Raw genomic sequence first — 25,974 nt, 5'->3', positions numbered from 1 at the left:
AAACCTGAATTCTCGTTCGCCGATGGCTGTTGCAGCTCACTGGTCGGCAACACTGCCGCGGGTGCTCAGGTGCTCACCTACTTGTGGTGCTATTTGCTGCAGACATTTCGCGAATTCTGCTGCCTCCGATGAACCGATCCTGGTGGTGGGGCCTCCAAAGGTCAAGGCACCTACAGGTCGTCCGTCGGGGAGATCGATGCGCACGCTGACTCCGGCAACGCCGATTTCACGCTCGCCCCGACTGGCTGCGTACCCCTGTCTGATGCTCTGCGCAATTCTCTCCTGTGCGGTGAAATCAGCTCGGCGGTCGCGGAGCTGACGTTCAACTCGCTCGACAATCTCCGGTGGTGCCGACTGGAGCAGTATCCATGAGGACGCGCCCGCGCTCAGCGGCATAGGTTCGCCGACCGAGATCACGTGTCGCAAAGTCCGTGTGCCGGGAACGTGTGCGATCGCAATGCGCGAATCTCCGGAGCGGATGTAGAGGCTGACAGACTCCCCGCGCTCGGCGACCGCGTCATTCATGAGGGCTTTCACCGCAGCCGGGACTCCCCACCGATGCCCGGCAATCTGGGCCCAATGGAGGAATCCGAGCCCCGGGGCATAGGTGCGAGTAAGCGGATCATGCTCGATCATGCCTTCGGCACGAAGTGCTCCGAGAATCCGCACTGCAGTGCTTTTCGGGATCTGGGCTTGCGCGGCGAGTTCCTGCAATGTAAGAGACTCGACTCCGGGGGAGAAGCAGCGAATGAGGGCGAATGCGCGCGAAATGCTCCGAATAGTGGAGGCGTTGGACGGCTCAGCCACGGATTGGTTCCTTTGCGGTGAGTACCGGAATCGGTGTTTCGAGAATTATCTTCTGAGCCGCGCTTCCCAAGAGGAATTTTCCGACTGGTGAACGTCTCCGGACGCCTATGACGATCAGGCTCGCGTCGTGCTCTGCTGCGAGATCGAGGACAGCGTCGGACTCGTCCTGATGTTCGGCAAGGAAGACAACTTCGGCATCAGGGGTTTTCGGGTGCCGGGTCCGTTCGACTGCCGCGACAATGAGCGGCTGCCCCGTTGACTCGGCGGCGAGGTGTCCGAGTCGTAGCACCTCCACGCCCAGATCGCTGTCGTTGACTACGCACAGGACTGTCATTGCTCACTCCTAGAGTTCCGTTGTACGGAATTTGTTGATCACTGTTCGGAACGTGTGCTCCACTTTAACCGTTGCCAAGACGAATGGGCAATGAAGATCCAGACGAGAAAGGGAACAGGAATGGCAATCACCAGACGCCAATGGCTAGCCGTCGGTCTGAGCATTCCATTGACATTGGCGGCGGGCACTCAAGCCGCGATCAGCGGATCCGCCTCGGGGGCGCGCACAGCGCTGACACTGCTGGTCGGTGCAGCACCCGGGGGAGGGTGGGACACAGTGGCCCGTGAACTGCAAGCAGCAATGCGCGAAAATGGCATCGTTTCGAATCCGCAGGTCGTCAATGTGCCCGGCGCCGCGGGAACGATTGCGTTGGAGCAGCTTCTGCAGATGCGCGGACAAAGTGATGTTGTGATGATCACCGGGACTGTGATGCTCGGCGGAGTCGTGGTCAACGATTCGCCGCACGATCTCACTGCTACCACCCCAATCGCCCATCTCGCAGACGACTACGAAGCCATAGTCGTTCCAGCCGATTCGTCATTGAAAACACTCGACGATCTGGTAGCCGCGCTGAAGGAAGACCCAGGGGCCGTGTCCTTTGGCGGAGGGTCTCTGGGCGGAACTGACCATCTGCTCGCCGGACTACTTGCACAGGAAGTCGGTGTGAATCCTTCCGAAGTAAACTATGTTCCTTTCGCTGGTGGAGGTGAAGCGGTGTCCGCGCTGCTCTCTCACAGCGTGACCGTAGGAGTCAGCGGGTATAACGAGTTCGCCGATCAGGTGACCGCAGGCAATCTCCGTCTTCTCGGCATCGCGTCGCCCAAAGCCGTTGCTGGCGTTGATGGCCCGACCTTCTCCGAGGCCGGCTACAAGGCGTACCTCCCCAACTGGAGAGGAGCAGTGGCGCCTGCTGGCCTCGACGCCGAAGACGCGGCTGAGCTAACGGCCATCCTGTCCGAGACCGTGAAGACACCGGAATGGAAGGACGCTCTCAAGAGGAACAAATGGGTCGATGCCTATCAGGAAGGCAAAGAGTTTCGCGAGTTCGTCGAGAGCGAGACCAGTCGGGTCACCAAGACCATCGAGGAGCTGGGACTATGAGCGAAAAACAATACGCCGGAGCTTCATTTCCGTTGACGGTGTTGGTTCTCGGTGTCGCGATCTACCTGACCATCGGACTGGTAACGATGAACGTGCCGGAGTCTGTGGCATCACCCGGTCCTCGCTTCTTTCCCACAATCATCACCATCGTCGCTTACGCCGTAGTCCTTGTGCTCATCGTCCAGAGCATGCGGCAATTCCTCGCCGACCGACGCTCAGTTGCTGTTCGTCGTCCGTCAGAACTGAGCGTGTCTGGTGGCTTGGTGAGCAGTGACGCGACCATCTCAACGGCGGACTCATCAGAGAGCGGTGACGGCAAGGGCGAGGACGAGCAGATGAACTGGAAGATGATCTCAATCGTCGTCATCAGCTTCATTGCCTTCATACTTCTTCTCAACGTGCTGGGATGGCTGCTCAGCGCAGCGTTGCTCGTCTTCGGAGTAGCCACGGGGCTCGGCGCTAAGAGCATGTTCACCTCGGCCTTCGTTTCTCTGACAATGTCAGCAATTGTGCAGTTGGCGTTCGTGGGTGGACTCGGACTGCCACTTCCGACCGGATTCCTCGGAGGTTTCTGACATGGATACCCTTACTCATCTCCTCGGCGGGTTCGAGACTGCTCTCGCACCAATCAACCTTCTGTGGGTCTTCATCGGTGCTCTGCTCGGCACCGCCGTCGGCGTGCTCCCCGGACTCGGCTCAGCAATGGCAGTCGCTCTTCTGCTGCCGATCACTTTCACCCTCGATCCCACAGGGGCTTTCATCATGTTCGCCGGTGTCTACTACGGCGGACTCTTCGGCGACTCGATCTCGGGGATCCTTCTCAATACCCCCGGGAACTCCTCGGCGATCGCATCGACTTTCGAGGGCCACCGAATGGCCTTGACCGGGCGTGCTCCTCAAGCGCTCGCCACCTCAGCGATAGGGGCCTTTACCGGCGGACTCATCGCAACAACTATTGTCGCGTTCATGGCGCCGGCGATGGCGGTGCTGGCTACCTATTTCGGTCCAGCCGAATTTTTCGCACTGGCAGTCTTCGCGTTCGTAGCGACATCGGCAGTCGTCGCAGAATCATTTGTCAAGGGACTGGCCGCGCTCGTCCTCGGCTTGGCTTTGGCCGTCGTCGGCATCGACTCCCAATCGGGAGCGTCTCGGTTCACCTTCGGCGTCCCACAGTTGTTCGACGGAATTGACATCATTGTCATCACCGTCGGCCTGCTTGCACTTGGCGAAGTGCTCTATGTCGCGTCCCGTGGCGGTCGCAGCTCCAGTACCGGTTCGCTCTCTGCCGGACGTCGCCCATTCCTCTCACGCGGTGAATTTCGGAAGGCTCTTCCGGCCTGGTTGCGCGGGACCGCATTTGGATTGCCTTTCGGCGTCATCCCCGTGGGCGGATCGGAGATTCCGACATTCCTCGCGTATGGAAACGAGCGGCGCATCGACCGCAAATCGTCGGAGCCCGAGTTCGGGCGCGGTGCGATCCGAGGTGTCGCGGCACCTGAAGCGGCAGGCAACGCGACCTCTGGCACGGCCATGGGAGCTCTGCTCACCTTGGGACTTCCCACCTCGGCGACTGCTGCCATCATGATGGCAGCATTTCAGCAATATGGGATGCAGCCTGGGCCGTTGCTGTTCGAGCGTAACGGCGACCTGACATGGGCACTTCTTGCTTCGTTATTCATCGGACTGGTTGTCTTGCTCATCCTCAACCTTCCCTTCGCTCCGTTGTGGGCGAAGCTTCTGCTGATTCCGCGGCCGTACCTCTACGCGGGAATCGCTATGTTCTGCGCGTTGGGGGTGTATTCGACAAGCGCCTCCGTCGTCGATGTCGCGCTGATGCTGGGCGTCGGACTCGTTGGTCTGCTGATGAGACGGTACGACGTACCCGTGGCGCCCGTGCTCATCGCTGTGATCCTTGGCCCATTGGCGGAGACCGAGCTGCGACGAACCCTGGCTGTGAGCGAGGGGTCAGTGGGCGCACTGTTCGACAGCGGAATATCAATAGTCCTCTACCTCGTGATGATCGCCGCAGTAATCATTGCGGGAATCACGAAACTGCGTCAGAAGAAAGGATCCGATCTATGACGTCCTCCCATCGGGCACTCACCGGCGTGCGTGTACTCGACATGACAAATGTCCTCGCCGGTCCCTTTGCGGCCTATCAGCTGAGCCTTTCCGGTGCTGATGTGATCAAGGTCGAAGTTCCGGGAGGCGGCGATCTCGCTCGGACTCTTGGAGCTTCAGAGCCTCTGAATTCCCAGGGTCTCGGGGCGTCATTTGTTGCTCAGAACAGCGGCAAGCGTTCCATTGCCATCAACCTCAAGACTGAAGCCGGAAAAAAGGCCCTCACTGCTTTGATCGAAGAGTCCGACGTTCTGCTGGAAAACTTTCGCCCAGGAGTACTTGATCGTCTGGGGTTCGGCGAGCAGAAGCTCTTCGAACTCAACCCGCGGATCGTCTACTGCGCGATCAGCGGGTTCGGCCAGTCTGGTCCCCTTCGGGACCGCCCGGCTTATGACCAGATTGTTCAGGGCCTGTCGGGAATGATGGCGTCGTCTGGCACGAGCGAGACTGGTCCGTTGCGTGCTGGATACCCAGTCGCCGACACTCTCGGGGGCATGGCTGCGGCTTTCGCGATTTCCTCGGCGCTGGTCAATCGCGGTCAGACCGGGCGTGGCAGCGCCATCGACGTGTCCATGCTCGAGACGGCCATTACAGCGATGGGGTGGGTGGTTTCGAACTATCTGGTGGCGGGCACGACTCCGGTTCCACTGGGCAATGAGAACTTCACGGCAGCTCCGTCAGGAACATTCCGGACCGGCAATGGTGAGATCAACATTTCCGCTAACAAGCAGGAACAGTTCGAAGACCTGTGCCGGTGTCTCAACCGGGAGGACCTCATTCACGATCCGAGATTCTCTGAGCGTGAACAGCGCAAGACTAATCGCGGGCAACTGACCTCCGAGCTTGAAGAAGCCCTGGCATCACAGGGGGCTGTGGAATGGGAAGAAAAGTTTGCCGCAATCGGTGTTCCCGCTGGCCGCGTGCTGACGGTCGAAGAGGTGCTCAGTCACGAACACGTCGTCAGACGTGGCCTCATCCACGAGGTTCCCAATCCGGTCGACGAAGACAATCCGCTCTCCGTCCTCGGCAACGGTATCCGCGTCAATGGGCACATCAGCGCCCCGCTTTCGGGTCCGCCTCTCCTCGGCGAACACACAGAACAGGTTCTCGCCGAGGCGGGACTCGGCCAAGAGCAGATCGACGAAATGCGTGATCAGGGAGGTATCGCATGACTCAAGATGCGGGAGAGTCAGTGAAGACCAATGACCCAGCCGCTGAGCAGGTGGAAAAGGTGCGCCAGTGGTGGGCGACCTCTGTCAGTCGCATCGAACCGAATGTGATCGAATATCGCGGCCGACCGATCGAAGCTCTGATCGAAGGTTCGACTTTCACCAAGGTTATCTGGCTGTTGGTGACGGGGCGTGAGCTGGCGCCGGTGGAGGCTCGACTGTTGGACGCGGCTCTCCTCTCAGCGGCTGATCATGGTCCCCAGGCCCCGTCGATTGCGAGCGCGCGGATGGCGATCACCTGTGGAGTGGGACTCAACAATGCGATGGCCAACGGAGCAAATACCCTCGGTGACGTCCACGGCGGTGCTGGGCAGCAGTGCGTCGAAATACTCGAACAGATGCGAGGCAGAATCACCGCGGGAGAGGGAGATGCGATTGATGTGGCGCGCTCGATCGTTGCCGACTATCGAACTCGCAAAGCCTTTATCCCAGGCTTCGGGCATCGCTTCCATACCAGAGATCCGCGCAGAGACGCATTGATTGCTCTGGTTGAGGAGGCGATTGAGCAAGGCCACGTTGCTTCTGAGGTGCTCGATTGCGGCCTTGCGCTCGAGGCTGCGCTGGCCGAGGGGCGAAAGGCTCCGGTTCCGATGAATATCGACGGGGCGACTGCAATCATCTATGCGACGTTGGGTTGTCCGGCTGAGCTCGCACGTGGACTCTTCGTGCTCAGTCGATCCGTGGGGATCCTGGCACATGCGTGGGAAGAGCGTCAGGGTGCCAGAAGAATCAAAGGACCACTACCGCCGCCGCTCACTGCTCCATACAGCGGGCCAGCCAGCGAGGAACAAGGTGCCGAGGTTTCTCATCAGAACCCGTAGGCGGCGTCCCGCTCCTCCCGAATCGAGGCAAAAGTGCGGGTGAGTACGACCGTGTCCTCGACGAGGCGGTCGAGACGCTGCAGGACGTCGTGGCTGACGATCTCGCCGCGGTGCAGATCGCTCTCGCCGACGAACACATACGGCTGGACGACCTGCGCCTTCATATAGCTGAGGATCGGCAGCAGGTGCTGAGCCGGAATGAGATAGTGCTTCGACGACCCCGCCGTAGCGATGACGCCGACGACCTTGTCGAGGAAGGCGCTCGTCGGCAGCAGATCGAAGACGTTCTTCAGCGCCGCCGGGATCGAGGCCTGGAAGATCGGGGTGCCGATGATGATCGCGTCGGCGTCCATGAGGTCCCGGGCCACCCGACCGGTGTCGCCGGTGTACTCGGTGAAGTTCCGGCCGTCGGCGAAGACCATGTCCACCTCGGCCAGATCGATGACGCTCAGCTCGATGGTGGAGTCATAGGTGGTGACCGCCTCGGCGAGGTGATCGATCACGGTCCGGGTCTTCGTTCCGACGTTTGAGCCGGACAGCAGAACCAGCTTCATGACCGTGCCTCCTCGGCGGAGTCGAACGCAGAGCCGGCGGCCCCGGTCTGCTTATCGGTCGGCGCGGTCGCGGTGTACTTCTTGACGGCGGGCAGGATCTCGGTGCCGATGATCTCGATCTGCTTCATCACGTCGGCATAGGCCATCCCGCCGAAGTCGACCTGTGCGAGATAGCGCTGATGACCGAAGACCTCATGCTGGTGGAGGATCTTCTCGATGATCTGCTGAGCGCTGCCGATGTTCGCGATGCTCGCCGGGTGGACGCTCTGCGCGAAATGCTGCTTGGGCATGCCCTGCCCGTTCGTGCGCTTCATCCCCTCGTTGATGTGCGGATACATCGCCTGCAGCGCCTCTTGCGAGGTCTCCGCGGCATGGAAGAATCCCGCCGTGGTGATCGGCAATGTGGCCGGATCGAATCCGGCATGCGCGGCCGCGCGACGGTAGGCATCGACGGTGCCCTTGAACACCGAGGTGGTCCCGCCGAGGTGGGCCATGACCATGGGGACCCCGGCCAGTCCCGCCTTCACCGCGCTCGCCGGTGCCCCGCCGACGGCGCGCCAGATGCGCAGCGCCTGCCCGGTGGGGCGGGGGAGGACCTCGGCGTCGTTGAGCGGAGCTCGGAACTGCCCGGACCAGGTCACCTGCTGTTCGCGGTTGATCTTGAGCAGCAGATCGAGCTTCTCCTCGTAGAGCTCTTCGTAGTCGCGCAGGTCGTAGCCGAGGAGTTCGAACAGACCGACCCGCGAGGCGCGACCGGCGACGAGCTCGGCACGACCGCCGGAGATGAGATCGATCGTCGCGAAGTTCTCGAATACCCGGACCGGGTCCGAGGTCGACAGGATCGTCGAGGAGCTGCCGATGCGGATCGTATCCGTGGCTTGGGCGATGGCACCGAGGATGACGGCATGGGCCTGCGAGGCGAAGAACTCCTGATGGCTCTCGCCGAGGCTGAAGAAGTCGAGTCCGGCCGCCTCGGCGGCTTGGGCGTAGCCGATGAACTCGTGGATGCGCTGGCCGGCGTCGACGCGTGATCCGTCGTGCGGGTCAGGCAGATGGTCGCCGAGGCTGTAGATGCCGAACTGCAGTCCCTGGCCTTGGTCGAAACCGAATTCGTGCATATAGTTCGGCTGCTGTGACGGCAGGGATTCAGTCGTTTCGGAATGCTGCTGAGGGGTGGTGTGCAGCTGCGCGGACTCGCTCAAGGTGTCTCCTCGTGACGGTGACGAAAATGTCATTTGCCATGTCAACTGAGACGGCCGCGGGATTATTCCCGCGGGTTCTCGCCGCGCTTCCGGCTGGTGTCGTAGAGCTTCTTCATCAGTGCGTGCAGCTGCACCTTCTCGTCCTCGCTCAAGGAATCGTCGAACAAAGACGCCTGCTGTTCCTGCTGCGAGGGAAACGCCCGTTCGAGGAGTTCGCGGCCCTTGGGTGTCAGCGAGATGTGTTTGGTCTTCCAGTCCTGTTCGCGAGAGATCAGGCCCTCGGACTCGAGCCGGGCGAGCATGCGGGAGATCCCGCCGCTGCTGACGGTCAGTCCTTCGGCGAGAGCGGACTGCGTGATCGGCTCGAAATTGCGGATATGGGCAAGGGCTTCGAACTGGGCGACGGTGAGCCCGAACTGCCGCAGGTGCTCATTGGAGAGCTGGTTGCTGTTCTGGACGAAGCGGGCCATGCGCAGCCAGATCAGCGTGCTCAGGCTCAGATCTTCCACCGCTTCTCCTTCTCCTGACTGCGTAGTGGCCGCCGGCGTCGTGATCGCCGCGAGCGGCTATCCCGACCTGCCCTCACATTACCTGCGGCGTGCGAGGGGTCGGGAATGGTCCGCGGCGAGGGTGGTGACGGCGTTGGGCAAGCCAAGTGCCTGGCGTTTGCTGTAGCTCAGGCGTCGGCGGCCACGGCGCGAGATGCGCTCGAGCGCTTACGTCCCTTGCCAGCTTTGCCGGTGAAGAGGAGGCGGTCGATGCTCAGGCGGCCAGGACCTGCAGCGGCAATCAGCAGAGCGCCTGCGGCCAGTGAGGCGACGAGCTCCCAGCCTCCCTGATCGACGAACGGGGTCGGGGTGAGGTGGACGATGATCAGGGCGCCGATGACATTGGCTGCCAGCAGGAATCCGACGATGGGAGTGAGCGCACCGAGGATGAGCAGTGCTCCGCCGATGAGTTCGACGAAGGTCGCGACCGGGGCCGCGATATCGGCCATCGGCACTCCCATCTGCGCAAACGAATCGCTCGTTCCGGCGATGGTCCACTCATTGAACTTCTGCCACCCGTGGGCGATGAAGATCGCGCCGAGGCCGATCCGGGCAATGAGAGTGATGATGTCGCGGGCAAAGGTCGGCAGTCCGGTCGTTGCGTACACGGTGATCTCCATGATTGGTTGAAATTGCAATCACACGGTATGTGCCGAACATGGCAATACGCTGGCAATCCCTTATCGCCAACGAGGCAAAGCAGCGAGAGCAGCCCTCAACGATTCGTCCCTTGCGTTGCCGTCTCTTCCCCGCGACTCGGGGTCGTGCCGTCTCTGGTCATCCCCGATCGGAGTGGGACAATGGTGGCCAAGACCGTGCCTCGTGGGTGAGCGCAGGGATCGCGAGCGGGCGCACGTACCAGATGTGCTGCTTACGGGTGCGATTGAAACTGATTGGGAAGAGGGCAGATAGGTGAGCGAAGAGAACAGCGAGCTCCTCGGGGCGGGACGCAAGGCTGCGGTCATCATTGCCTCCACCTCGGCGGCCAGGGGAGAGGCCGCGGACACGACGGGTCCGATCCTCGTCGATTGGCTGCGCGGCCGCGGTTATGAGACTCCCGAGGCTATCGTCGTCCGCGACGGCGAACCCGTTGGCGACGCACTCAAGCAACTCCTTGTCGACACTCCGGAAGCCGACCGTCCTCGCGTCATCGTCACGAGCGGCGGCACCGGGCTCGCTCCCGACGATCGCACTCCGGAATTCACTGCCGAGCTCCTCGAGCGCCAGTCCCCGGGCCTCATCTATGCGATGTGGCGCAAGGGTCTCGAGTCGACATCCTCGGCGGTGATGAGCCGCGGAGTCGCGGGAGTGCGCGGACGCAGCTTCGTCATCAACTTCCCCGGTTCGAAGGGCGGGGTCAAGGACGGAATCACCGTCATCGACGACCTCCTTGAGCACATTCAGACCTCCGTCGAGGACACCACCGACCACGGCCCCCGGGTCTGAGAGAGGAACGGAGAATGCAGATGCGCAAGGCCGTGCGAGCCCGGGTCTATAAGTTCGACGCCACCGGTGAGATCTCGGCCGGTCCGGATTCCCTGGCAGGCGAGGAGCCGCTGGAGATCCAGCTCAACGGTGAGCAGTACACCGTGACCATGCGCACCCCCGGACACGACGTCGAACTCATCGCCGGTTATCTGCTCTCTGAGGCGGTCGTGACCTCGATGGACGATATCGAAGAGGTCAATTTCTCCGCCGGGCTCGCCCCCGATGGCAGCCGGAACTACAACGTCGCCCAAGTGCGTCTGGCTCCTGGGATCTGGAATCCAGAGACGGCTCCGGCCCGCAACGTCTACACCTCATCCTCGTGCGGGATCTGCGGAACCGCGGCCGCCGATGCGGTGACGAAGACCTCCGCGTTCCCGCTCATCCCCGCCGCTTTTCATGTCGAGGACCAGGGGGAGTACGAGTTCCCGCAGCTGCTCTCCGCCGCCCGGATCGGTGAGCTGCCCGATCGGCTGCGGCAGACGCAGGAGATCTTCGACAAGACCGGCGGAGTCCATGCTGCGGCGCTCTTCGCCGTCGGTGACGACCCGAACACAGAACCCGAACTGCTCGTCGGTCGCGAGGACGTCGGCCGGCACAATGCCGTCGACAAGGTCATCGGCTGGGCCATGGCCAACCGTGGCCTGCCGCTGCGATCGACCGTCCTGCAGGTGTCCGCGCGGGCATCGTTCGAACTCGTCCAGAAATGCGCGATGGCAGGCATCCCGATGATGTCGGCCGTCAGCGCCCCCTCGGCGATGGCTGTCGACTACGGCAAGGACGTCGGCGTGAGCGTTATCGGCTTCAACCGCAAGGGCAAGTTCAACGCGTACTCGTATCCAGAACGCGTGGCCTGAATTCCCCGAGGCGGCCCCGCCTTTCCGGTGCTAGATTCGCTGGCATGGACATCAATGACGATCCCACCGGCTTCACCTCCCGCCTGACCATCGCGCAGGCACACACCGAATGGGACGTGCAGACGGCCTTCCTTGATTCCTGCTCCTACGGTCCGCCGCCTCGGCGCGGATGGGATGCGCTGCAACGGTCCCTCGACGAGTGGCGGGTCGGAAGCGTGCCCTGGCCGCGATGGGCGGAATCGGTCGACACCAGCCGTGAACTCTTCGGTCGCCTCGTCGGCGTTCCTGCAGCTCAGGTGGCCACCGGGGCCGCCGTATCCCAACTGCTCGCCCCGATCGCCGCGGCGCTGCCCGACGGTGCGGAGGTCCTCGTCCCCGACATCGAGTTCACCTCTGGGGTCTACCCGTTCGCCGTCCACGCCGACCGTGGGGTGCGGGTGCGCACCGCGCCGCTGAATACCCTCGCCGAGGCGGTCGACGAGTCCACGACGTTCGTGTCCTTCTCCGCCGCACAGTCCGCGACCGGCGAAGTCGCCGACATCCCAGCGATCACCCGCGCCGCCCGCGAAGTCGGAGCGCTCACCGTCCTCGACGGCACGCAGGCGGCCGGATGGCTGCCGCTTAACGCCTCCGAGGTCGACTTCCTCGCCGTTGCCGCTTACAAGTGGCTGTGCGCCCCGCGCGGGACAGCGTTCCTCACGATGCCGTCGCAAGCGATAGCCGCCGACGGCTCCCATCCTCGCCGTGCGGAGTTCTTCGACCGGCTCAAGCCTCTGGCCGCAGGCTGGTTCGCAGCCGGGGGAGCGGCCAGCTACGGGATGCCGATGCATCTGGCCGACGGTGCTCGTGCCTTCGACATCTCACCGGCCTGGCACTCGTGGGTCGGCACGGCTCCAGCGCTCGAACTGCTGCTCGACGTCGGCATCGACCAGATCCACACTCATGACATCGCCTTGGCCAACCGTTTCAGAACCGGGCTCGGCCTTGCAGAGTCGAACTCGGCGATCGTGTCGATCGAACTCGGGATCGTCGACCGGTCCTGGCCCGGTGCCCCCGACCGACTCGACGCGGCCAGGGTCAGGTACTCGCAGGCCGGAGGGAATATGCGCTTCGGTTTCCACCTCTTCAACGACGAGTCCGACGTCGATACGGCGCTCAACGCCGTGACGGACACGGCGACCGTCTGACAGGAGCGGGTGGCTACTCCGGGCTCCCGGTCGCTCTGCGGGTCGCCTCGGCGGCGTGATCGAGGAAGCCGGCAATCGTCTCCAGGGCCGCGTCATCGAGCCCGGACAACCCGGCACCGAGCTCTTCGCCCAAAGGCGCCAACTGTGAGAACAGCTCGGGCAGACGAGTCGGATCAACGCGGACGACGACGGTGCGCCGGTCGGTCTCCGAGCGCTCGCGGACCACCCAGCCCTGCTGCACGAGCCGATCGATGATGCCCGTCGTCGTCGCCGGCGGCAGCGCGAGCATCCGCGCGAGCTCACCGGTCGTCACAGCCTCGTGACGGTGGACGAGGTTGAAGCACTGCAGATCGATCGGACGCATCCCCAGCCGTGCGCTGAGGTGTTGGCCGAAGATCGCCAGTTGGAGTTCGAGCTCCCGATAGCGGTCGAGTACGCGCCACATCGGGGAGTCGCCCGAGTTGATCTCGGGGACCTCGGGAACGGGATCGCTCATGTCCACATCCTCTCAGTCTTCGGCGGGGAAGAAGTGCGCCGCCATCGCCAGACCCACATTCAGTCCAGACCCGCATCTAGTCCAGACCCGCACGCAGCAAACTCTTTCGGTTTCAATATATTTCGTTTATCGTAATAGTATGTCAGATGGTCTCGACGTCCGTGCCGCAGTCACCCGATCGATGCTCGGGTGGGGCGTCGTCGCGGGTCCCTTCTGCATCGTGTTCGGCCTCATCCTTGCCCTGACCAGGGACGGATTCGACCTGACCCGTCACTCGCTCAGTCTGCTCAGCCTCGGTGAGGGCGGCTGGCTCCAGATCCTCAACTTCGCCCTCACCGGCATCATGGTCATCGTCGCCGGGTGGGGACTGCTGCGCGCGCCCACCGACCGGTCACGCGGCACCGGCATCGCCGTCATCATCGCCGGCGCCGCGCTCGTGCTCGCCGGGGTATTCCGCCCCGACCCCGTTGCCGATTTCCCTCCCGCCGCCGAGGCGACCGCCACCACCGGTGGGATCCTGCACCTGGTCATGGGCGCCGCCCAGTTCATCGGCCTGACCGTTGCGGCACTCATCCTGGCCGGCACCTTCGCTCGTCGCGGCGAGCGCGGCCGCGCCGCACTGTCACGCATCCTCGGCGTCGTCGTGGTCGTCGCGTTCCTCGCCGGGGCCGCGCTGTCTGCCTCCCCGATCGGGGTAGGTCTGCTGTGGCTGGCCGTCGTCGCCGGATTCGCCTGGCTGCTCGTCAGCTGCCTCTGGGTCTACCGGATCGTCCCGCACCCCGACCTGTCCCGGCGCTGAGCCTCGAACCCTCAGTAGTTCGGTAACACAGTCATAACGATCGATCGGACGTTTGCCAGGGGCGAGCAGGCGTCCGGCCCAGCCGGTCGCGGTAGTACGGCTTTTGTGAAAATTCTGAAACATTCAACAATTTCTTCATGTGGCAATCCGAGCCCGAACTCGCAGGCTAATCTTGCTGTCGGTGCCTGTCCGGTGTGACTGGAACGGGCGCGGCTGACAGACCCCGGCGCATTCCGACCGCACCTGGCGGAGATGCCGACAACGAGATGGAGTGACGATGACCTACACGCTGCAGGCCGTTGAGAACTCGGATGAGAAGGCCGGCCTGGTCCGGCGATTCCGCAACGGTGCCCTCATCGTCATCTTCGCCTCCGTACTGTGTGGGCTCCTGGCATGGAATGAAGCACATCCGGTGGCGGTCGCGCTCGCCGTCTTCGTCGGCGGTGCGGGCATCCTCGCCATTGACATCGCCTTGGCTTACCGATCTTCGGTGCGGCGCTCGAAAAGCTGAACCGCGGAGGAATCCGCGACAGACCTGCCCAAACCTGCACCCGTTCTGCCCCCGTAGCGCTGTGCCACCGCGATTGCATAACCGCTCCTGAGGCACCGCAACACCCGTCGTCAGCCTCCGGCTAGCATGCTGACTTGAAGCATGCCGGCGACAGGAGGTGGACAATGGCCGACCAGGGCCAGCAACCGGATCAGAAGACACCTGGCATCGGTCTTCTCACCGTCCTCCTCGGCGCCGTCGCCGCCGGGCCCATCATGCTCTACGGCCTCAGCGCCACGAGCGATTCCATCATCGCCGAGCTCGGCATCTCCGAAGCCCACTTCGGCCTGCTCGCCACCACCTGCTTCGGCGCCGCCGCGATCGGCAACGCCACCCTCGGCCGTCTCGCCGACCGGCATACCGACCTCTCCCTCATGGCGTTCATCTTCGTCCTCGCCACCCTCGCCCTCGTGCTCGTGGCCGTGCCCGACGGATTCTGGATGCTGCTGCTTGCCGCCGCCCTGTCCGGCATCGCCCAATCCTTCCCCAACGGCGTGACCAATCGGATCCTCCTCGAGCGCGTCCCGGACTCGAAACGCATCGGCTGGGTCGGCATCAAACAGTCCGGAGTCCAGGTCAGCCAGCTCGTCGCCAGCCTCGCCTTCCCCGTCCTCGCGCTCGGCATCGGCTGGCGCGGCGCGGCACTCACCGTCGCGATCATCCCGCTCATCCTGCTCGCGATGACCTGGTATTCCCTGCGCACCACCCCGCTGTTGACCGCTCCGAAAACCTCAACCGACACCGCCAACGAGGCGGCCGACCACGACAACGCCCAGACCGACACAACCGACACCCCCGCCGAGGCGGCCCACACCGAACCCGAACCTGCCCCCACCCGTCCGGCCAAGCACCCCGGCATGGTGTGGGCCCTGGCGCTGTTTGGGCTCATCAACGGCATCGGCGTGCAGGCGACGAACGTGTACATACCGCTCTTCGCCGTGCGGGAGATGGGGTTCAACCTCGTCCTCGGCGGTGCCACGGCTGCACTGGCCGGCGTCATCGGCGTCATCGCCCGCGTCACCTGGGCCAGACGCATGGCCAAAGGCGCCTCGGGGCCGCGCCTGCTTCTGGTCCTCGCCCTCATCGCCCTGGTCGGAGCGGTGCTGTTCCTCATCGCCGACGCGGCTGGGTGGGCTCTGCTCGTCTGGGTCGCCGTGGCCTTCCACGGCATCTCCGCGCTCGGCGTCTCGGTCGTGCTCATGGCCGCACTCATGCGTGCGATCCCGGCATCCTCGATGGTCTCGGCCAGCGGCATGGTCACGGCGGGAATGTTCTTCGGCTTCGCTCTGGGCCCGCTGCTCATGGGCGTCATCGTCGGCTCACCCGGCGGTTTCGTCCTCGGCTGGATCACCGTCGGCATCACTTATGTGCTGTGCGTGATCCTCGCGTTCATCCTCATTCGTGTGAGTTCCCGCCGCTGACGACAAAGGCCGGTGACAGCGCGGCCGCGGCCACTGCCAGCGGCAACTACCCCTCGCCCGAGTCCTCGACCACGCGATCGGTGGCCAGCAGAGTTCGGTCGCCGGCGCGCAGGGTGCCCACGCCCGCAGTTGTGAAGACATCGGGGATCGCGACGATGCCCGACTCGCCGGCCTTATAGCCGCGCGCCAACGACCCGGTGGTCGCATTGTGCACCCGCAGCTTCCCGCCTTCACGCAGATACAGCAGCCCACCGGCCGCCGCCTCGAGGTGCACCGACTGCGGCACAGACACCGGCTGCTCAGTCTTCCCGAGATCGTCGATGACCGTGATCCCCGACTTCCCGAGCGTGACCACGGCCTGCGTATTCGCATCACGGGCAACCCCGCGCGCATCGTCATCGAGCAGATCGCCGGTTTCCCGATCGAACACCGGTCCGACCCCGTCACCGGCATCGAGGTGGATGAAGCCTTCCCCGGTCGCCGCGCCCGCAGCCGCCGTGAGCTTCTCGGCATCCCAGCCGTTGTCGGCCAGCGAATGCTCCCACGCGGTCGTCCCATCCTCGCTGGCCACGAGCTTGCCGTCCTTGATGTCGAGGATCAGGCCCTGATACTCGCCGAGGTGGCGCACCCCGCCCGCGTTCCCGCCGTCCGAATCGTCGGCCGGTTCCCCGGCAGCAGGGTCGAGCACGACGGCTCCGTCCGCGGGGGCGTCCTCGGGGGCGAAGACCGCGCCCGGGCCACGCAGCGGGCCGGGCACGTCGACTGGTCCCCACGCCTTCTTGCCGGACTTGAGGTCATAGGCACTGGCGGTGACATCGTCGTCGCAGTCCGTGCTCGACTCCGAATCAGTGAGCACCGCCAGGGGAGTGTCTCCGTCGGCGGTGACGGTGAAGCCGGTGCACCCGCGCGGACGCTCGGCCTGCCACAACTGTCCTCCCTTCGTGTCCACCGCCGAGTACATCAGTGATTCCTCGCCGGAATCGGCGGACAGGAAGACGGAACCGGCTGACTGCACGGGCAGATCCCAGCCCGGTTCGACGAGCTCGAGCGGTTCGACGATGAGCGGCAGCTGTAGACCCGACGTGTCTGCTGCTTCAAGATCGGTGCCGACCGTCTCCGGGTTGCGGTCGAAGTCCTCCGGTGTATTGCCGAAGGAACACCCGCTGAGCACCAGCGCGAGCGTCGCCGCTCCGGCCGCCAGGCCGGACATTCTGCGAGTGCGCATCAGTGCCTCGCCTTAGCGGCCTTGCGCATCCGGCGGCGTTCGTGGAGGAACCACCATACCAGCGCGGCCACTGCGAGCACGCAGACGACCACGATGTCCACGGTCGTCGACGACCACGAACCGACCCACTCCTGCATCCTTGCCAGCGAACTCGTCGACACCACCGACGGTGCCGACACCAGGCCGTTCGTGACCCAGAAGACCACACCGATGAGGATGAGCAGCAGCCCGGTGACCATCGACACGACCGGCAGCTGACGACCGAAGACCGTGATCGAACCGCCGCGCAGCACCTTCCGCCCGCGTGCGCCCAACCGAGACCAGAGGGCGGCGATGATGAACAGCGGCACCACCATGCCCGCCCCGTAGATGGCGAGCATAAGCCCGCCGAGGACGATATGCCCCTTCGCCGCGGCCAAGGTGAGAACGGCACCGAGGATCGGTCCCGCGCAGACTCCGGCGATCCCGCTCGTGGCCCCAAGCAGGAATGTCTTCGTCCATCCCGTCGCGGTCGACGATCTGGTGCGGGCCGCCTCGGCGCCGGGAAGATACTTCGCCGGATCGAAACCGAACCCGAAGAATTGAACCAGCCCCAAAATGATGAGCACGGCCGAGGCGATGCCGACGATGAGGCTGCGATGGTCGGAGAACAGCGACCCGAGCGTGCCCGCGCCCATGCCCAGCGGGATGAGCACGAGCAGCATGCCGAGGTAGAAGACGAGACCATGGCCGACCAGCTTCGAGCCGGTGCCGACGGTGGAACCGAAGAACGCGGGCAGCAGGAGGGCGGCGCACGGGCTGAGCAGGGCGAGCACTCCGCCGAGGAACGCGCTGAGCAGGGTGATGTCCATCAGTTGGCTCCCTTCTTCGCCTCTTCGATGGCGTCGACGAAGACGTCGGTCGGCTGCGCACCGACGTACGGTTGGCCGTTGAGCAGGAATGTCGGGGTGGAGAACGCGCCGAGGTCGGTGCCCATGGACGCGTTCTCCTCGACCGCCTCGGCGGTGGATTTCGCGTTCATATCCTTGGTGAACCGGTCGACGTCGAGACCGACCGTCTTGGCCGCCTCGATGAGTGCCTCGGGGGTGAGCTCACCGGGGGAGCGGGGTTCACCGTCTTTGAAGAGTTCGGCGTGGAACTCCCAATGCTTGTCCTGCAGTGCGGCCGCATAGGCGGCCTTCGCAGCCTGCACCGAGGCGGAGCCGAAGACATTGACCTCACGCCATTCGATGCGCAGATCCCCTTCGTCGACGTACTCGAGCATCTGCGGCAGGGTGTCCTTGCTCCAGGCGGCACAGAACGGGCACTGATAGTCGGAGAACACGACGAGGGTGACCGGGGCGTCGGCCGGTCCATCGGCCAGCGGGTCAACGTCCTTGGCGGTGGCGTCTTGGTCGACGTCGGCCTGTTCTGGGTCTTCGACCTCGGTGACGACGGGGTTCGGTTCCGGGGTCGACCCGGCGGTGGGCGCGGAGTCCTCACCGGTGTCGTTGACGAGGATGAGGGCGATGAGGGAGGCGGCCACGGCGATGACGAGGATGGGGATCCACCACCGGACGTGCACCCTGGGTGCGGCGTGTTTGGCCATCAGGACTGTCCGGCCGAGGTAGCGGGAGTCGCGCCGTCCGCGCTGTCGGTGGCCTCCGCCTCGGCGAGGGCTTCATCGACGGCGTCGACGAATTCCTGCGTCGGCTGTGCCCCGAGGATGGGGGTGCCGCCGATGATGAACGCGGGCGTGCTGATGACTCCGATGGATTGGGCCTCCGACGAATTGGTGTCGAGGTCGTCGTGGGCCGTGACCGCGTTCATGTCCTGGTGGAACTGCTGCCCGTCGAGGCCGAGGTCCTCGGCGAGGGTGATGAGTGCATCCTGGGACAGCTTCGATTCCGAACGGTGTTTGCCGTCTTCGAAAAGAGCGTTGTGGAATTCGAGGTAGGCGTCCTGCTCGCCGGCGGCGAAGGCAGCGCGGGCGGCTGTTCCGGAGGCCTCGCCGAAGACCGCGAGGTCGCGCATCTCCAGTCGCAGGTCATCGTCGTCGACAAAGTCCATGAGCTCCGGCAGGGTCTCGTCGTTCCAAGTCGCACAGTACGGGCACTGGTAGTCCGAGTACATGATGAGGGTGACCGGGGCGTCGTCATCGCCGACGGCGCGAGTGTCTTTGTCGTCGTGGCGTTCGAGGAAGCTGAAGTCCGGTTCGTCGCTCGTCTGACCGGTTCCATCCCCGGAGCCGCTCGCGCCGGACGAATCAGCAGAGCCATCGGATGTCTCCGAGGCAGCGGAGCCGGAGGTGTCGTCCTTGTTGATGACCACCAGGCCGATGAGAACGGCGGCGAGGGCGACGATGCAGATGGGCACGAGCCAGAACATGGGGCCGCGTTCCGACCTGAGCACAGATTCCTCCGAAGGACGATAAGGGCCGAGGGCCCGTGAGTGGGGATCGGCAGGGGGGTCTAGGACCAATTTTACTGATCCGCTGTTCCCTGTCAGATCGAAGACTTAGAATAGAACACATGTCTGAATATGATCCTCCGGCGTGGATGATCCGCTACCGGAACTTCAAAACGCTGTGCTCCTACGTCTGCGGTGAGTTCATCCGCTTCTATCTCACCACCGGCTGCGATCAGATCAGGTACACGCATTCGCAGATCACCGAGGGTCTGCCGAACTATTCGTGTCGACTGGACTCCGACGACGGTTCGGTTCTGTTGCTGCCGCTCGATGACTGGGTCGATCGTCTGGACGAGGTCATGCCGCTGGTGCGGACGTGGCTGGGCGAGCATTCGGATCTCAAAGGGTGCAAGCCGGAGAAATCGCACTACCAGGGTGACCGCTATTGGTTCACCCGCTGGCAGGAGGCCAACCCGTGGTGACGGTCGGCTCCTCGGCGGGACTCGACTGCGGCCAGGTGTGCCACGGTAGAATCTGGGCCATGCGCAAACGTGTCGTCATCATCGTCCTGGCCGCACTGGCGGTGCTCGGGCTCGTCGCCGGTATGCTCGGCGGCACTCCCACCTGACCGTCGGCGCCGATCGGCATTGCCGAAGCGATCAGAACTGGTGCCGCAGCAGACGGTCTCAGGAGTTCTTCTTCGTCCTCCGGCTGCTTTCCTTTTCGAGGGCGTCGACGAGTTCGCTCTTCGTCATCGTCGATCGACCTGCGATGCCGAGATCTCTCGCCTGCTGGTAGAGGTGGTCCTTCGTGGCGTTGGCGTTCACCCCGCCGGCCGTTGCTCCATCGGTGTTCTTTCCGTCGGCGCTCTGTGCGTCCGAGGGACCGGGCGTTTCCTTGGCCACCCATTCGTCGCCGACCTTCTCATAGCTGTGCTTGAGAGCGGCATAGGCGACCTGGTGCGCTCGCTGCTCATCGCCGTATTCGGCAAGAGCCGAGTCAAAGGCCTTGGCAAAGGTCCGCTGAGCCTTACTGCTCGACTTCTTCAGGGTCGGATGAGTCGCTCACTCACACGGATTCGCGGGTGCTGCGCGCCGAGGCGACATCGTCGACGATGACGACGATGTGACGCAGGCTGGTGATGAGGGAGCCGTAGATGGGCCAGGAGGTCGTCGACAGTCTCCTGTCCTGAGAGATGCTCGCCGACAGCTTCTCGAGGCGGTCGAAGATCGGACCGACCTCGGCATCCGGATCAGCGATGGAACGGCCCGCATCGGCGACGATCGCCGCCCATTCCTCCCGGAACTCATAATCCCAGTCTCTTTCGGCCGATGAGGCATCGCGCAGAGTTCGGGCGAGGTTGCGCAGATGCGAAATGCCCTCATCGGCTCTGAGCAGGATGTTCTCATAGCTTTCCTTCTCAGGCGCCTCTCCTGCACTCGACTGGCGATTTCGCCGTTCCGCATGGATCGCCGTCCGCGGATTGACGCGGCGGCTCTCGCGGGCGAACCGCACGGTCTGCCAGGCCGAGTCGAGTTCACGACTCATCGCTTCGGTCCTCTCGAACCAGTCCTCGGCCGAATCCGTGTCCCACGAGCTGGTGAACTCTTTCGACATGTCGATGAGGACTTCACCCATCTGGCGGTTCACGCTGTCGATGTAGCGCTTCGCTTGGCGGTCGCGCAGAGGCGGAAGCACGATGAGATTGACCGCGATGCCGACCGCTACGCCGAGGGCGATCTCGAGCAGCCGATCAGCGAGCAGCGGCTGCTGCGAATCGAAACCGGAACCGAGAACGAAGATCGCCGTCGTCGCGATCGCGACGCCTTCGTCGCGGATCCACGACAGTCGGGCGCCGGCCAGACCGACGAGCATAGCCAAGGCGAACGTCCACAGGCCGACTCCGAGGTAGCTGCCGATGAGGAAAGAGACACCGACTCCGATGGCCGACGCCACCGTCGTCTGCACTCCGCGAGACAACGACCTGTAGACCGTCGCGTGCACGGTCAGCAACGCGGTCCATGGAGCGAGGAAAGGCATCTGGCTGTCGAGCACGTTGTCGGACAGCCACCAGGCGCCGGTGGCGGCGATCACTCCCTTGGCGATCTGGAGCAGATCGGTGGTGAACTCGGGCCGCCGCAGGAAATTCGCCGGTGAGACGCTGTGGGGCATGGCTGGCTCCTCGCCTCGAAATGGTCAGAACAATTCAGCTCCGGCCTCAGTGTAAAGGCTCATCTTCGAGTTGTGGTCGGGTGAAGGTGGTGGGAGGACGGACGAGTTAGAGTGAGCAGATGTCTCCACTGAGAACTCAGTCCGTCGGCCGTTTCGACCGTCTGCGGCGCCTCGTGCCCTGGGCGGCCGCAGGTCTGGCCAGTGCAGTCCCGGCGACGGTCGCTGTTTCGATGGCCGTCGATCTCATCCAGAAGCGAGGACGGAAGTCGCGGGTGGCACCCAGGCCGGGAACATTCAGTTCGCAGGTCGAGGACTCCAAGCTCGACATCTACACCGATGGCTCAACCCTGTATGAAGACATGCTCGCCGCGATCGACTCCGCGCAGGAATCGATCCTCATGGAGACGTTCATCTGGAAGAACGATGAGGTGGGGCAGAAGTTCATCGACGCGTTCAACGCGGCCTCTGCCCGCGGCGTCGACATCCACCTCATCTATGACGGGTTCGCCAATCTGGCTGTCCCCTCCTCCTTCTACCGCCAACTGGCCGCCGATATCCATGTGTTCCGGATGCCGACAGTGACGAGGAAGTTCTGGAGAGGACCTCTGCGCCATTCAGGATTCGACCACTCGAAGATCCTCGTCGTCGATGATGGTGTGGCCTTCGTCGGTGGGTTCAACATCGGGTCTCTCTATGCCCGGCACTGGCGTGACACCCATCTGCGCTCGGTCGGAACCGGTGCGTGGGCGCTGCGACAGTCCGTCGCGCAGGTGTGGAACGCCTACCACCCTGCGGACGAACAGATCTCTTGGGTCCGGCCCTCTGCTTGGGAATCGCAGGTGCGAGTCTCGGCGAATCTGCCGATCCAACTGGTCTACCCGATTCGCAATATGTACATCAATGCTTTCGCCCGCGCGCGGAAGCGGATCTGGCTGACGACTCCCTATTTCATCCCCGACCAGCAGCTGCTGCGATCCCTCATCGAGGCGGCCGAACGCGGCGTGGATGTAAGGCTCATGGTGCCGCAGCAGTCCAACCACATCCTCGGTGACTGGCTGTCCCGGGGCTTCTTCGAGCAGCTGATCAACTCGAAGATCACGATCCTGCTCTACACCGCGAGCATGATCCATTCGAAGGTCGCTACGGTCGACGGCGAATGGTCGACGGTCGGCACGGCGAATATCGACAGATTGTCACTGTCATTCAACTACGAGACGAATGTCGAAGTCATCGATGCCGATTTTGCGGCCGAGATGGAGAAGGTGTTCGACAGCGATTCTGCGCATTGCACCGAGCTCGGCAGGGACTGGCTCAACCGCCACCGACTGACGAAGCTGGCCGAACGTGCCTTGGTGCCGATGCGCCCCTGGCTCTGACGCGTACCCTACTGCGAAGGGCACGACGGGTGGACCGCCCGTTCCTCGCTGCCGTGACCGGGGGTGAGAACTCCCAGCTGAGACTGACGCAGAGCGGTGAAAACGCCTGCGACCTCCACCGAAGCGACACGGGCCGTGAGGCAGACGTGATCGCCTCCGTCGTCGAGCATCGTGATGCGTTCGACGACGAGGCGGTTCGGCAGGGCAGTCAGCAACGGCACCTCATCCTCGGTGACGGTGAAGTCCAGACCGGCGAACTTGTCCGTCTCCGATCCGGAGCGCGACCCGAAGAACCGGGCCAGCTCACTGTCCGCGGTGGTGGGGAAATGAATGGCGAAATGGTCCGAACGCAGAGCCACCCGGTAGGTGTGGTTGGCTTTCGACAGCCAGAAGCAGTAGTGCTCCGGATCGATGCTCGCCTGCGAATGGAAACCGACGAGACAGCCGGCCCGTTCACCCTCCGCCGAGGTGGTGACGACAATGAGCGGGGAATCGACCGATCCCATGAGGTCGTCGAGCCCGGGGGTGCTCATGACCGTCCCTCGTCTGCTGTCTTCGATTCGTAGCGGAGGAAGAGTGTGTCGTCGGCGATCATCGTCGATTTCAGAGAGAACTGTGCGATGTCGGCTCCCGGCGGCGCGACGCTCACGGGCAGCGGATCGCCGCCCATCATCGGTGAGATCGACAGGCACAGTTCGTCGAGGCGGTCTGCGGCGACGAGCTCCCCGAGCCACCGGGGTCCGCCTTCGCAGAGCACGACCCGATGGCCGAGACCGGCGAGGGCCTGCAGAGCCTTCGCCGGTTCGACCCGGTCGTCACCGGCGATGATGACCGTGGCCGCCTGTTCGGCGGTTGCCAGCCGCTTCGGATCGGCCCCGGCGCACGTGATGACGATGGTGCGCGCGTGCTCGGGTGCTGCGGCGAAGACCTGTGAGGACCAGTCGAGGTCGAGGCTGCGACTGACTACCGCCACCGGCGGCATCTCGGACTGTCCCCGCGTTCGACGCTGCGCTCGGGCGGACTCGCTCAGCCGCATCGGCGCATAGCCTTCGCTGCGGACCGTCTGCGCGCCGACCATGACGACATCGGCGATCTGCCGCATCCGCCGAAACAGGTCCTGATCGGGTTCCGTTGACAGTTCGCCGACGCGTCCGTGGATGGCAGCCGTCCCGTCGAGACCGGCCACCATGTGACCGGTCACCCAGCATTCGTGTCGCGGCTGGGTTCGGTCGACCTCGAGATAGGGTGTCAGCGGGTCCGGGATCGGAGCGCCGCGGTCGAGTGGCTCCATCCGTGCAGTCTACTCAGTTGCTCCAAGCGTCGTCGGTGAAATAGCCGTCGATGAAGCCGGGCAGACGGTGACCGTCTTTCGCGGTCGCCAGTGTGTACGGGGCGACGTGGAAGCCGGCCTTGTCGAGTTCGCGCATCTTGTTCGTCGGCAGGTTCTTGCTCGGTCCCACCCATTCGATGCCGGCGTCCTTGATCTCTGCCGGTGATTCCTTCGGCATGGTCGAGCCCATGAGGTAGAGCGAGGTGTATCCGCGGTCGGCGATCGTCTTCGCCGCTTCGAAGTCGAAGGACTGGACGACGAGGGAATCCTTCAACCCGCGTTCGTCGAATTCGTCGAGAACCCGGTCGACCTCCTCGGGGGTGGCCCCGGGTTTGATCTCGGGCACCATGACGACCTCGCCGCCCATCTCGTCAAGGAGTTCGTCGAGGGTGACGGTGGCGGCTTCTTCTCCGCCGGTCGGGTGCTTGATCGTGGCCGCGTCCCATTCCTCCCTGCTGAGGTCCCGGATGGGTCCGGTCGCGCCGTTGAGGGTGCGGTCGGCGGTGTCGTCGTGGATGAGGACAGGGGTGCCGTCTTCGAGGAACTGGATGTCCATCTCGGGGAGGAATCCGTCCTTCGCCGAGGCGGTGAATCCTTCCATGGATTCTTCCGGATAGACGTCGGCGCCGCCTCGGTGGGAGATCGTGGTCGGGAATTCGATGTCGGCGACCTTGTCCGGGGCGGTGAAGCCGCTGGGGGAGCCGAGTCCTGGTGCTTCACCGGCGGAGCCGAGCCCGGCGGCTGCCGCGGGGGCGAGGCCGGCGCCGAAAGTGGCTGAGGCCGCGAGAACTGCAGTGGCGAGAATCGTGTACGGACGGGTGCGTGTGGATGTCTCTCTCTGTGTATTCACGTCCGCGACGCTACGAAGCCCAAGTGATCGTGTGGCGAAGCCGCCGTGAACGTCATCGGCCGAGTGGACGAACGGGTGGGAAATGATTGACCTCGCCGAGGCGGCCCCCACTGCCGTCCGCCTGCTTCGCGGGCATCGAGCTGAGGAACGTGTATCCCTGGTTTCGGCGCCGACCGGACTCTATTCTTTGCGCTATGGTCACCGACCCCGCCCTCGGCAGAGCTCCGACCGATCCCGATATCACACGAGGTCGCCAGGACGAAGCGGTTCTGCACAAGTACGATCGCCCGGTTGCGTTCTATATGTGGGCGACCGTGTTGCCATGGGTGTTCTGGTTCGCGGCTGCCTATCTCAGTCATCTGCCTGAGCAGAATCAGGCTGTGCTCGTCGCGACCTTGGTGCTGTCATTGGCGGGGCTGTTCGCCCCTCTTGCCGTGGTCGTCGCTTTCGTCCGGCACCGCCCGGAGCTGCGAGCCGACATCGTCAACAGATTGAAGTGGCCGAGTTCTGCGCGATGGCCGTTCCTTGTCGCCGCGGTGTTCCTCGTTCCCGTCACTCTCATGGCTGCGCAGTGGCTGTCACTGTTATTCGGCTACGACCCCGGCCAGTTCAAGCTTCGGGGCGGGTTCACGTTCTCAACGGGGCTGATGCCGGTGTGGGTGACTCTGATCGGGGCCGCTGTCATCGAAGAGCTTGCTTGGCACAGCTACGGCACCGACACCTTGGTGAGGAAGATGCGGGTGTTCTCGGCGTCGATGCTCTTCACTCTCATCTGGGCGCTGTGGCATGTGCCGTTGTCATTCATCGACGGCTACTACCAGAACGAGGTCGTCGAATCAGGAGTGCTGCAGACCCTGAACTTCCCGGTCTCGATGGTGGCGTTCGTCCTCGTGATGAACTGGCTGTACTACCGGTGCGGACGCAGCATCCTGGTTCCGGTGGTCTTCCACGCCTCTGCGAATATGTCCGCGGAGATCTTCATGACCGATCCTGACTCGAAGATCATTCAGACCGGCCTGATGCTCGTCCTCTCGGCGATCATCCTCGTCAAGGAACGCCGACTGTTCTTCGACCGGCCGGGTGCGGTGTGAGTTGCGGGTCGCCGGACGTGCAATCGAGGA

Annotated in this window: 31 protein-coding genes and 1 pseudogene; 15 read left to right on the top strand and 17 right to left on the bottom strand. The window is 63.8% G+C overall.

The window, feature by feature from the left end:
• Nucleotides 1-36: 36 nt before the first annotated feature.
• Both AC239G_RS14675 and AC239G_RS14670 read right to left on the bottom strand, forming a co-directional pair.
• Nucleotides 37-807, bottom strand: a complete 771-nt coding sequence (locus tag AC239G_RS14675) for an IclR family transcriptional regulator (RefSeq protein ID WP_376905865.1) — start codon at nucleotides 805-807, stop codon at nucleotides 37-39.
• Nucleotides 800-1,141, bottom strand: a complete 342-nt coding sequence (locus AC239G_RS14670; protein WP_487489177.1) for a universal stress protein — start codon at nucleotides 1,139-1,141, stop codon at nucleotides 800-802. Before AC239G_RS14670 ends, AC239G_RS14675 begins: the two co-directional genes overlap by 8 nt.
• A 120-nt stretch (nucleotides 1,142-1,261) precedes the next feature.
• Here AC239G_RS14670 and AC239G_RS14665 point away from each other — a divergent pair, with 120 nt between their 5' ends.
• The 5 genes from AC239G_RS14665 to AC239G_RS14645 are packed head-to-tail and all read left to right on the top strand — an operon-like array spanning nucleotide 1,262 to nucleotide 6,413.
• Entirely contained in the window at nucleotides 1,262-2,242 is a 981-nt protein-coding gene (locus AC239G_RS14665; protein WP_376905862.1) for a Bug family tripartite tricarboxylate transporter substrate binding protein, read from the top strand.
• Nucleotides 2,239-2,817 carry a tripartite tricarboxylate transporter TctB family protein gene (locus tag AC239G_RS14660; protein WP_376905861.1) on the top strand — a complete coding sequence of 193 codons (579 nt, stop codon included), beginning with the start codon at nucleotides 2,239-2,241 and terminating at the stop codon, nucleotides 2,815-2,817. The genes AC239G_RS14665 and AC239G_RS14660 overlap by 4 nt, the downstream gene beginning before the upstream one ends.
• A 1-nt stretch (nucleotide 2,818) precedes the next feature.
• A complete protein-coding gene (locus AC239G_RS14655; protein ID WP_487489176.1) occupies nucleotides 2,819-4,324 on the top strand; it encodes a tripartite tricarboxylate transporter permease in 1,506 nt (501 codons plus the stop codon).
• Nucleotides 4,321-5,535 carry a CaiB/BaiF CoA transferase family protein gene (locus tag AC239G_RS14650; protein WP_376905858.1) on the top strand — a complete coding sequence of 405 codons (1,215 nt, stop codon included), beginning with the start codon at nucleotides 4,321-4,323 and terminating at the stop codon, nucleotides 5,533-5,535. Before AC239G_RS14655 ends, AC239G_RS14650 begins: the two co-directional genes overlap by 4 nt.
• The gene (locus tag AC239G_RS14645) at nucleotides 5,532-6,413 is read left to right on the top strand and encodes a citryl-CoA lyase (protein WP_376905857.1); all 882 of its coding nucleotides are present in this window, start codon (nucleotides 5,532-5,534) and stop codon (nucleotides 6,411-6,413) included. Before AC239G_RS14650 ends, AC239G_RS14645 begins: the two co-directional genes overlap by 4 nt.
• Here AC239G_RS14645 and AC239G_RS14640 read toward each other — a convergent pair.
• From AC239G_RS14640 to AC239G_RS14625, 4 genes are all read right to left on the bottom strand, one after another.
• Nucleotides 6,401-6,967, bottom strand: coding sequence for an NADPH-dependent FMN reductase (locus AC239G_RS14640; RefSeq protein WP_487489175.1), 567 nt, complete (start codon nucleotides 6,965-6,967; stop codon nucleotides 6,401-6,403). The genes AC239G_RS14645 and AC239G_RS14640 overlap by 13 nt on opposite strands.
• Nucleotides 6,964-8,169, bottom strand: a complete 1,206-nt coding sequence (locus AC239G_RS14635; RefSeq protein WP_487489174.1) for an LLM class flavin-dependent oxidoreductase — start codon at nucleotides 8,167-8,169, stop codon at nucleotides 6,964-6,966. The genes AC239G_RS14640 and AC239G_RS14635 overlap by 4 nt, the downstream gene beginning before the upstream one ends.
• Nucleotides 8,170-8,231: 62 nt before the next feature.
• Nucleotides 8,232-8,678: a MarR family winged helix-turn-helix transcriptional regulator gene (locus tag AC239G_RS14630; RefSeq protein WP_487489173.1), complete on the bottom strand. Its 447-nt coding sequence runs from the start codon at nucleotides 8,676-8,678 to the stop codon at nucleotides 8,232-8,234.
• A 167-nt stretch (nucleotides 8,679-8,845) separates the two neighbouring features.
• Nucleotides 8,846-9,325: a DoxX family protein gene (locus AC239G_RS14625; protein ID WP_487489172.1), complete on the bottom strand. Its 480-nt coding sequence runs from the start codon at nucleotides 9,323-9,325 to the stop codon at nucleotides 8,846-8,848.
• A gap of 304 nt (nucleotides 9,326-9,629) precedes the next feature.
• Between AC239G_RS14625 and AC239G_RS14620 the strand changes: the two genes are divergently transcribed.
• The 3 genes from AC239G_RS14620 to AC239G_RS14610 are packed head-to-tail and all read left to right on the top strand — an operon-like array spanning nucleotide 9,630 to nucleotide 12,246.
• Nucleotides 9,630-10,163: a MogA/MoaB family molybdenum cofactor biosynthesis protein gene (locus tag AC239G_RS14620; RefSeq protein ID WP_181270673.1), complete on the top strand. Its 534-nt coding sequence runs from the start codon at nucleotides 9,630-9,632 to the stop codon at nucleotides 10,161-10,163.
• A 14-nt stretch (nucleotides 10,164-10,177) separates the two neighbouring features.
• Nucleotides 10,178-11,059 carry a formate dehydrogenase accessory sulfurtransferase FdhD gene (gene fdhD, locus AC239G_RS14615; RefSeq protein WP_259357491.1) on the top strand — a complete coding sequence of 294 codons (882 nt, stop codon included), beginning with the start codon at nucleotides 10,178-10,180 and terminating at the stop codon, nucleotides 11,057-11,059.
• A gap of 44 nt (nucleotides 11,060-11,103) precedes the next feature.
• Entirely contained in the window at nucleotides 11,104-12,246 is a 1,143-nt protein-coding gene (locus AC239G_RS14610; protein ID WP_487489171.1) for an aminotransferase class V-fold PLP-dependent enzyme, read from the top strand.
• Between the two features lie 13 nt (nucleotides 12,247-12,259).
• Here AC239G_RS14610 and AC239G_RS14605 read toward each other — a convergent pair whose 3' ends face one another.
• Nucleotides 12,260-12,742: a MarR family winged helix-turn-helix transcriptional regulator gene (locus tag AC239G_RS14605; RefSeq protein ID WP_487489170.1), complete on the bottom strand. Its 483-nt coding sequence runs from the start codon at nucleotides 12,740-12,742 to the stop codon at nucleotides 12,260-12,262.
• A 139-nt stretch (nucleotides 12,743-12,881) separates the two neighbouring features.
• Here AC239G_RS14605 and AC239G_RS14600 point away from each other — a divergent pair, with 139 nt between their 5' ends.
• From AC239G_RS14600 to AC239G_RS14590, 3 genes are all read left to right on the top strand, one after another.
• On the top strand, nucleotides 12,882-13,541 hold the full coding sequence (locus tag AC239G_RS14600) for a DUF998 domain-containing protein (protein WP_487489169.1): 660 nt from the start codon (nucleotides 12,882-12,884) through the stop codon (nucleotides 13,539-13,541).
• A 277-nt stretch (nucleotides 13,542-13,818) separates the two neighbouring features.
• A complete protein-coding gene (locus AC239G_RS14595) occupies nucleotides 13,819-14,052 on the top strand; it encodes a hypothetical protein (RefSeq protein WP_487489168.1) in 234 nt (77 codons plus the stop codon).
• Between the two features lie 164 nt (nucleotides 14,053-14,216).
• Nucleotides 14,217-15,512 carry an MFS transporter gene (locus AC239G_RS14590; RefSeq protein WP_487489167.1) on the top strand — a complete coding sequence of 432 codons (1,296 nt, stop codon included), beginning with the start codon at nucleotides 14,217-14,219 and terminating at the stop codon, nucleotides 15,510-15,512.
• A 46-nt stretch (nucleotides 15,513-15,558) separates the two neighbouring features.
• Here AC239G_RS14590 and AC239G_RS14585 read toward each other — a convergent pair whose 3' ends face one another.
• The 4 genes from AC239G_RS14585 to AC239G_RS14570 are packed head-to-tail and all read right to left on the bottom strand — an operon-like array spanning nucleotide 15,559 to nucleotide 19,128.
• Entirely contained in the window at nucleotides 15,559-16,737 is a 1,179-nt protein-coding gene (locus AC239G_RS14585) for a hypothetical protein (RefSeq protein ID WP_376905846.1), read from the bottom strand.
• Complete coding sequence (locus AC239G_RS14580) at nucleotides 16,737-17,588, bottom strand: cytochrome c biogenesis CcdA family protein (protein ID WP_487489166.1); 852 nt, start codon at nucleotides 17,586-17,588, stop codon at nucleotides 16,737-16,739. The genes AC239G_RS14585 and AC239G_RS14580 overlap by 1 nt, the downstream gene beginning before the upstream one ends.
• Nucleotides 17,588-18,325 (bottom strand): DsbA family protein, encoded by a 738-nt coding sequence (locus AC239G_RS14575; RefSeq protein ID WP_487489165.1) that lies wholly within the window; start codon nucleotides 18,323-18,325, stop codon nucleotides 17,588-17,590. The genes AC239G_RS14580 and AC239G_RS14575 overlap by 1 nt, the downstream gene beginning before the upstream one ends.
• Nucleotides 18,325-19,128, bottom strand: coding sequence for a DsbA family protein (locus tag AC239G_RS14570; protein ID WP_487489164.1), 804 nt, complete (start codon nucleotides 19,126-19,128; stop codon nucleotides 18,325-18,327). The genes AC239G_RS14575 and AC239G_RS14570 overlap by 1 nt, the downstream gene beginning before the upstream one ends.
• 119 nt (nucleotides 19,129-19,247) lie before the next feature.
• Between AC239G_RS14570 and AC239G_RS14565 the strand changes: the two genes are divergently transcribed.
• Nucleotides 19,248-19,607 (top strand): hypothetical protein, encoded by a 360-nt coding sequence (locus AC239G_RS14565; RefSeq protein ID WP_181270670.1) that lies wholly within the window; start codon nucleotides 19,248-19,250, stop codon nucleotides 19,605-19,607.
• A complete protein-coding gene (locus AC239G_RS14560; protein ID WP_487489163.1) occupies nucleotides 19,601-19,753 on the top strand; it encodes a hypothetical protein in 153 nt (50 codons plus the stop codon). Before AC239G_RS14565 ends, AC239G_RS14560 begins: the two co-directional genes overlap by 7 nt.
• Nucleotides 19,754-19,811: 58 nt before the next feature.
• On the opposite strand, the gene AC239G_RS14555 is transcribed toward AC239G_RS14560, so the two are convergent.
• The 3 genes and pseudogenes from AC239G_RS14555 to AC239G_RS14545 all read right to left on the bottom strand — a co-directional run bounded on the left by AC239G_RS14555 (nucleotide 19,812) and on the right by AC239G_RS14545 (nucleotide 21,297).
• Nucleotides 19,812-20,030, bottom strand: coding sequence for a Rho termination factor N-terminal domain-containing protein (locus AC239G_RS14555; protein ID WP_487489162.1), 219 nt, complete (start codon nucleotides 20,028-20,030; stop codon nucleotides 19,812-19,814).
• A 3-nt stretch (nucleotides 20,031-20,033) separates the two neighbouring features.
• Nucleotides 20,034-20,174 (bottom strand): annotated as a pseudogene (locus AC239G_RS14550) (ChaB family protein); the annotation flags it as partial.
• A 19-nt stretch (nucleotides 20,175-20,193) separates the two neighbouring features.
• Complete coding sequence (locus AC239G_RS14545) at nucleotides 20,194-21,297, bottom strand: FUSC family protein (RefSeq protein WP_487489161.1); 1,104 nt, start codon at nucleotides 21,295-21,297, stop codon at nucleotides 20,194-20,196.
• A 119-nt stretch (nucleotides 21,298-21,416) separates the two neighbouring features.
• Between AC239G_RS14545 and AC239G_RS14540 the strand changes: the two genes are divergently transcribed.
• Nucleotides 21,417-22,673 (top strand): phospholipase D-like domain-containing protein, encoded by a 1,257-nt coding sequence (locus AC239G_RS14540; RefSeq protein WP_487489160.1) that lies wholly within the window; start codon nucleotides 21,417-21,419, stop codon nucleotides 22,671-22,673.
• Nucleotides 22,674-22,681: 8 nt separating this feature from the next.
• Here AC239G_RS14540 and AC239G_RS14535 read toward each other — a convergent pair whose 3' ends face one another.
• Genes AC239G_RS14535 through AC239G_RS14525 form a run of 3 tightly spaced genes read right to left on the bottom strand, consistent with a single transcriptional unit; the run spans nucleotide 22,682 to nucleotide 24,853 of the window.
• Nucleotides 22,682-23,206: a flavin reductase family protein gene (locus AC239G_RS14535; protein WP_487489159.1), complete on the bottom strand. Its 525-nt coding sequence runs from the start codon at nucleotides 23,204-23,206 to the stop codon at nucleotides 22,682-22,684.
• A complete protein-coding gene (locus AC239G_RS14530; RefSeq protein WP_487489158.1) occupies nucleotides 23,203-23,964 on the bottom strand; it encodes a pyrimidine reductase family protein in 762 nt (253 codons plus the stop codon). Before AC239G_RS14530 ends, AC239G_RS14535 begins: the two co-directional genes overlap by 4 nt.
• Nucleotides 23,965-23,977: 13 nt before the next feature.
• Nucleotides 23,978-24,853, bottom strand: coding sequence for a glycerophosphodiester phosphodiesterase (locus tag AC239G_RS14525; RefSeq protein ID WP_487489157.1), 876 nt, complete (start codon nucleotides 24,851-24,853; stop codon nucleotides 23,978-23,980).
• A 194-nt stretch (nucleotides 24,854-25,047) separates the two neighbouring features.
• On the opposite strand from AC239G_RS14525, the gene AC239G_RS14520 reads away from it, so the two are divergent.
• Nucleotides 25,048-25,944 (top strand): CPBP family intramembrane glutamic endopeptidase, encoded by an 897-nt coding sequence (locus AC239G_RS14520; RefSeq protein ID WP_487489156.1) that lies wholly within the window; start codon nucleotides 25,048-25,050, stop codon nucleotides 25,942-25,944.
• The last annotated feature ends 30 nt before the right edge of the window (nucleotides 25,945-25,974 follow it).

It is taken from the genome of Brevibacterium sp. Lmc1 (genome assembly GCF_057654315.1).
Note: the sequence above shows the minus strand (reverse complement) of the source record. Positions and strands in the feature narration are given on the sequence as shown.

Excerpts from the sequence above, each read along its gene's own strand:
- AC239G_RS14670 (WP_487489177.1), bottom strand. The coding sequence starts at position 1,141 with ATGACAGTCCTGTGCGTAGTCAACGACAGCGATCTGGGCGTGGAGGTG.
- AC239G_RS14665 (WP_376905862.1), top strand. The coding sequence starts at position 1,262 with ATGGCAATCACCAGACGCCAATGGCTAGCCGTCGGTCTGAGCATTCCA.
- AC239G_RS14660 (WP_376905861.1), top strand. The coding sequence starts at position 2,239 with ATGAGCGAAAAACAATACGCCGGAGCTTCATTTCCGTTGACGGTGTTG.
- AC239G_RS14655 (WP_487489176.1), top strand. The coding sequence starts at position 2,819 with ATGGATACCCTTACTCATCTCCTCGGCGGGTTCGAGACTGCTCTCGCA.
- AC239G_RS14650 (WP_376905858.1), top strand. The coding sequence starts at position 4,321 with ATGACGTCCTCCCATCGGGCACTCACCGGCGTGCGTGTACTCGACATG.
- AC239G_RS14645 (WP_376905857.1), top strand. The coding sequence starts at position 5,532 with ATGACTCAAGATGCGGGAGAGTCAGTGAAGACCAATGACCCAGCCGCT.
- AC239G_RS14640 (WP_487489175.1), bottom strand. The coding sequence starts at position 6,967 with ATGAAGCTGGTTCTGCTGTCCGGCTCAAACGTCGGAACGAAGACCCGG.
- fdhD (WP_259357491.1), top strand. The coding sequence starts at position 10,178 with ATGCAGATGCGCAAGGCCGTGCGAGCCCGGGTCTATAAGTTCGACGCC.
- AC239G_RS14610 (WP_487489171.1), top strand. The coding sequence starts at position 11,104 with ATGGACATCAATGACGATCCCACCGGCTTCACCTCCCGCCTGACCATC.
- AC239G_RS14605 (WP_487489170.1), bottom strand. The coding sequence starts at position 12,742 with ATGAGCGATCCCGTTCCCGAGGTCCCCGAGATCAACTCGGGCGACTCC.
- AC239G_RS14600 (WP_487489169.1), top strand. The coding sequence starts at position 12,882 with ATGTCAGATGGTCTCGACGTCCGTGCCGCAGTCACCCGATCGATGCTC.
- AC239G_RS14595 (WP_487489168.1), top strand. The coding sequence starts at position 13,819 with ATGACCTACACGCTGCAGGCCGTTGAGAACTCGGATGAGAAGGCCGGC.
- AC239G_RS14590 (WP_487489167.1), top strand. The coding sequence starts at position 14,217 with ATGGCCGACCAGGGCCAGCAACCGGATCAGAAGACACCTGGCATCGGT.
- AC239G_RS14585 (WP_376905846.1), bottom strand. The coding sequence starts at position 16,737 with ATGCGCACTCGCAGAATGTCCGGCCTGGCGGCCGGAGCGGCGACGCTC.
- AC239G_RS14580 (WP_487489166.1), bottom strand. The coding sequence starts at position 17,588 with ATGGACATCACCCTGCTCAGCGCGTTCCTCGGCGGAGTGCTCGCCCTG.
- AC239G_RS14575 (WP_487489165.1), bottom strand. The coding sequence starts at position 18,325 with ATGGCCAAACACGCCGCACCCAGGGTGCACGTCCGGTGGTGGATCCCC.
- AC239G_RS14565 (WP_181270670.1), top strand. The coding sequence starts at position 19,248 with ATGTCTGAATATGATCCTCCGGCGTGGATGATCCGCTACCGGAACTTC.
- AC239G_RS14545 (WP_487489161.1), bottom strand. The coding sequence starts at position 21,297 with ATGCCCCACAGCGTCTCACCGGCGAATTTCCTGCGGCGGCCCGAGTTC.
- AC239G_RS14540 (WP_487489160.1), top strand. The coding sequence starts at position 21,417 with ATGTCTCCACTGAGAACTCAGTCCGTCGGCCGTTTCGACCGTCTGCGG.
- AC239G_RS14535 (WP_487489159.1), bottom strand. The coding sequence starts at position 23,206 with ATGAGCACCCCCGGGCTCGACGACCTCATGGGATCGGTCGATTCCCCG.
- AC239G_RS14530 (WP_487489158.1), bottom strand. The coding sequence starts at position 23,964 with ATGGAGCCACTCGACCGCGGCGCTCCGATCCCGGACCCGCTGACACCC.
- AC239G_RS14520 (WP_487489156.1), top strand. The coding sequence starts at position 25,048 with ATGGTCACCGACCCCGCCCTCGGCAGAGCTCCGACCGATCCCGATATC.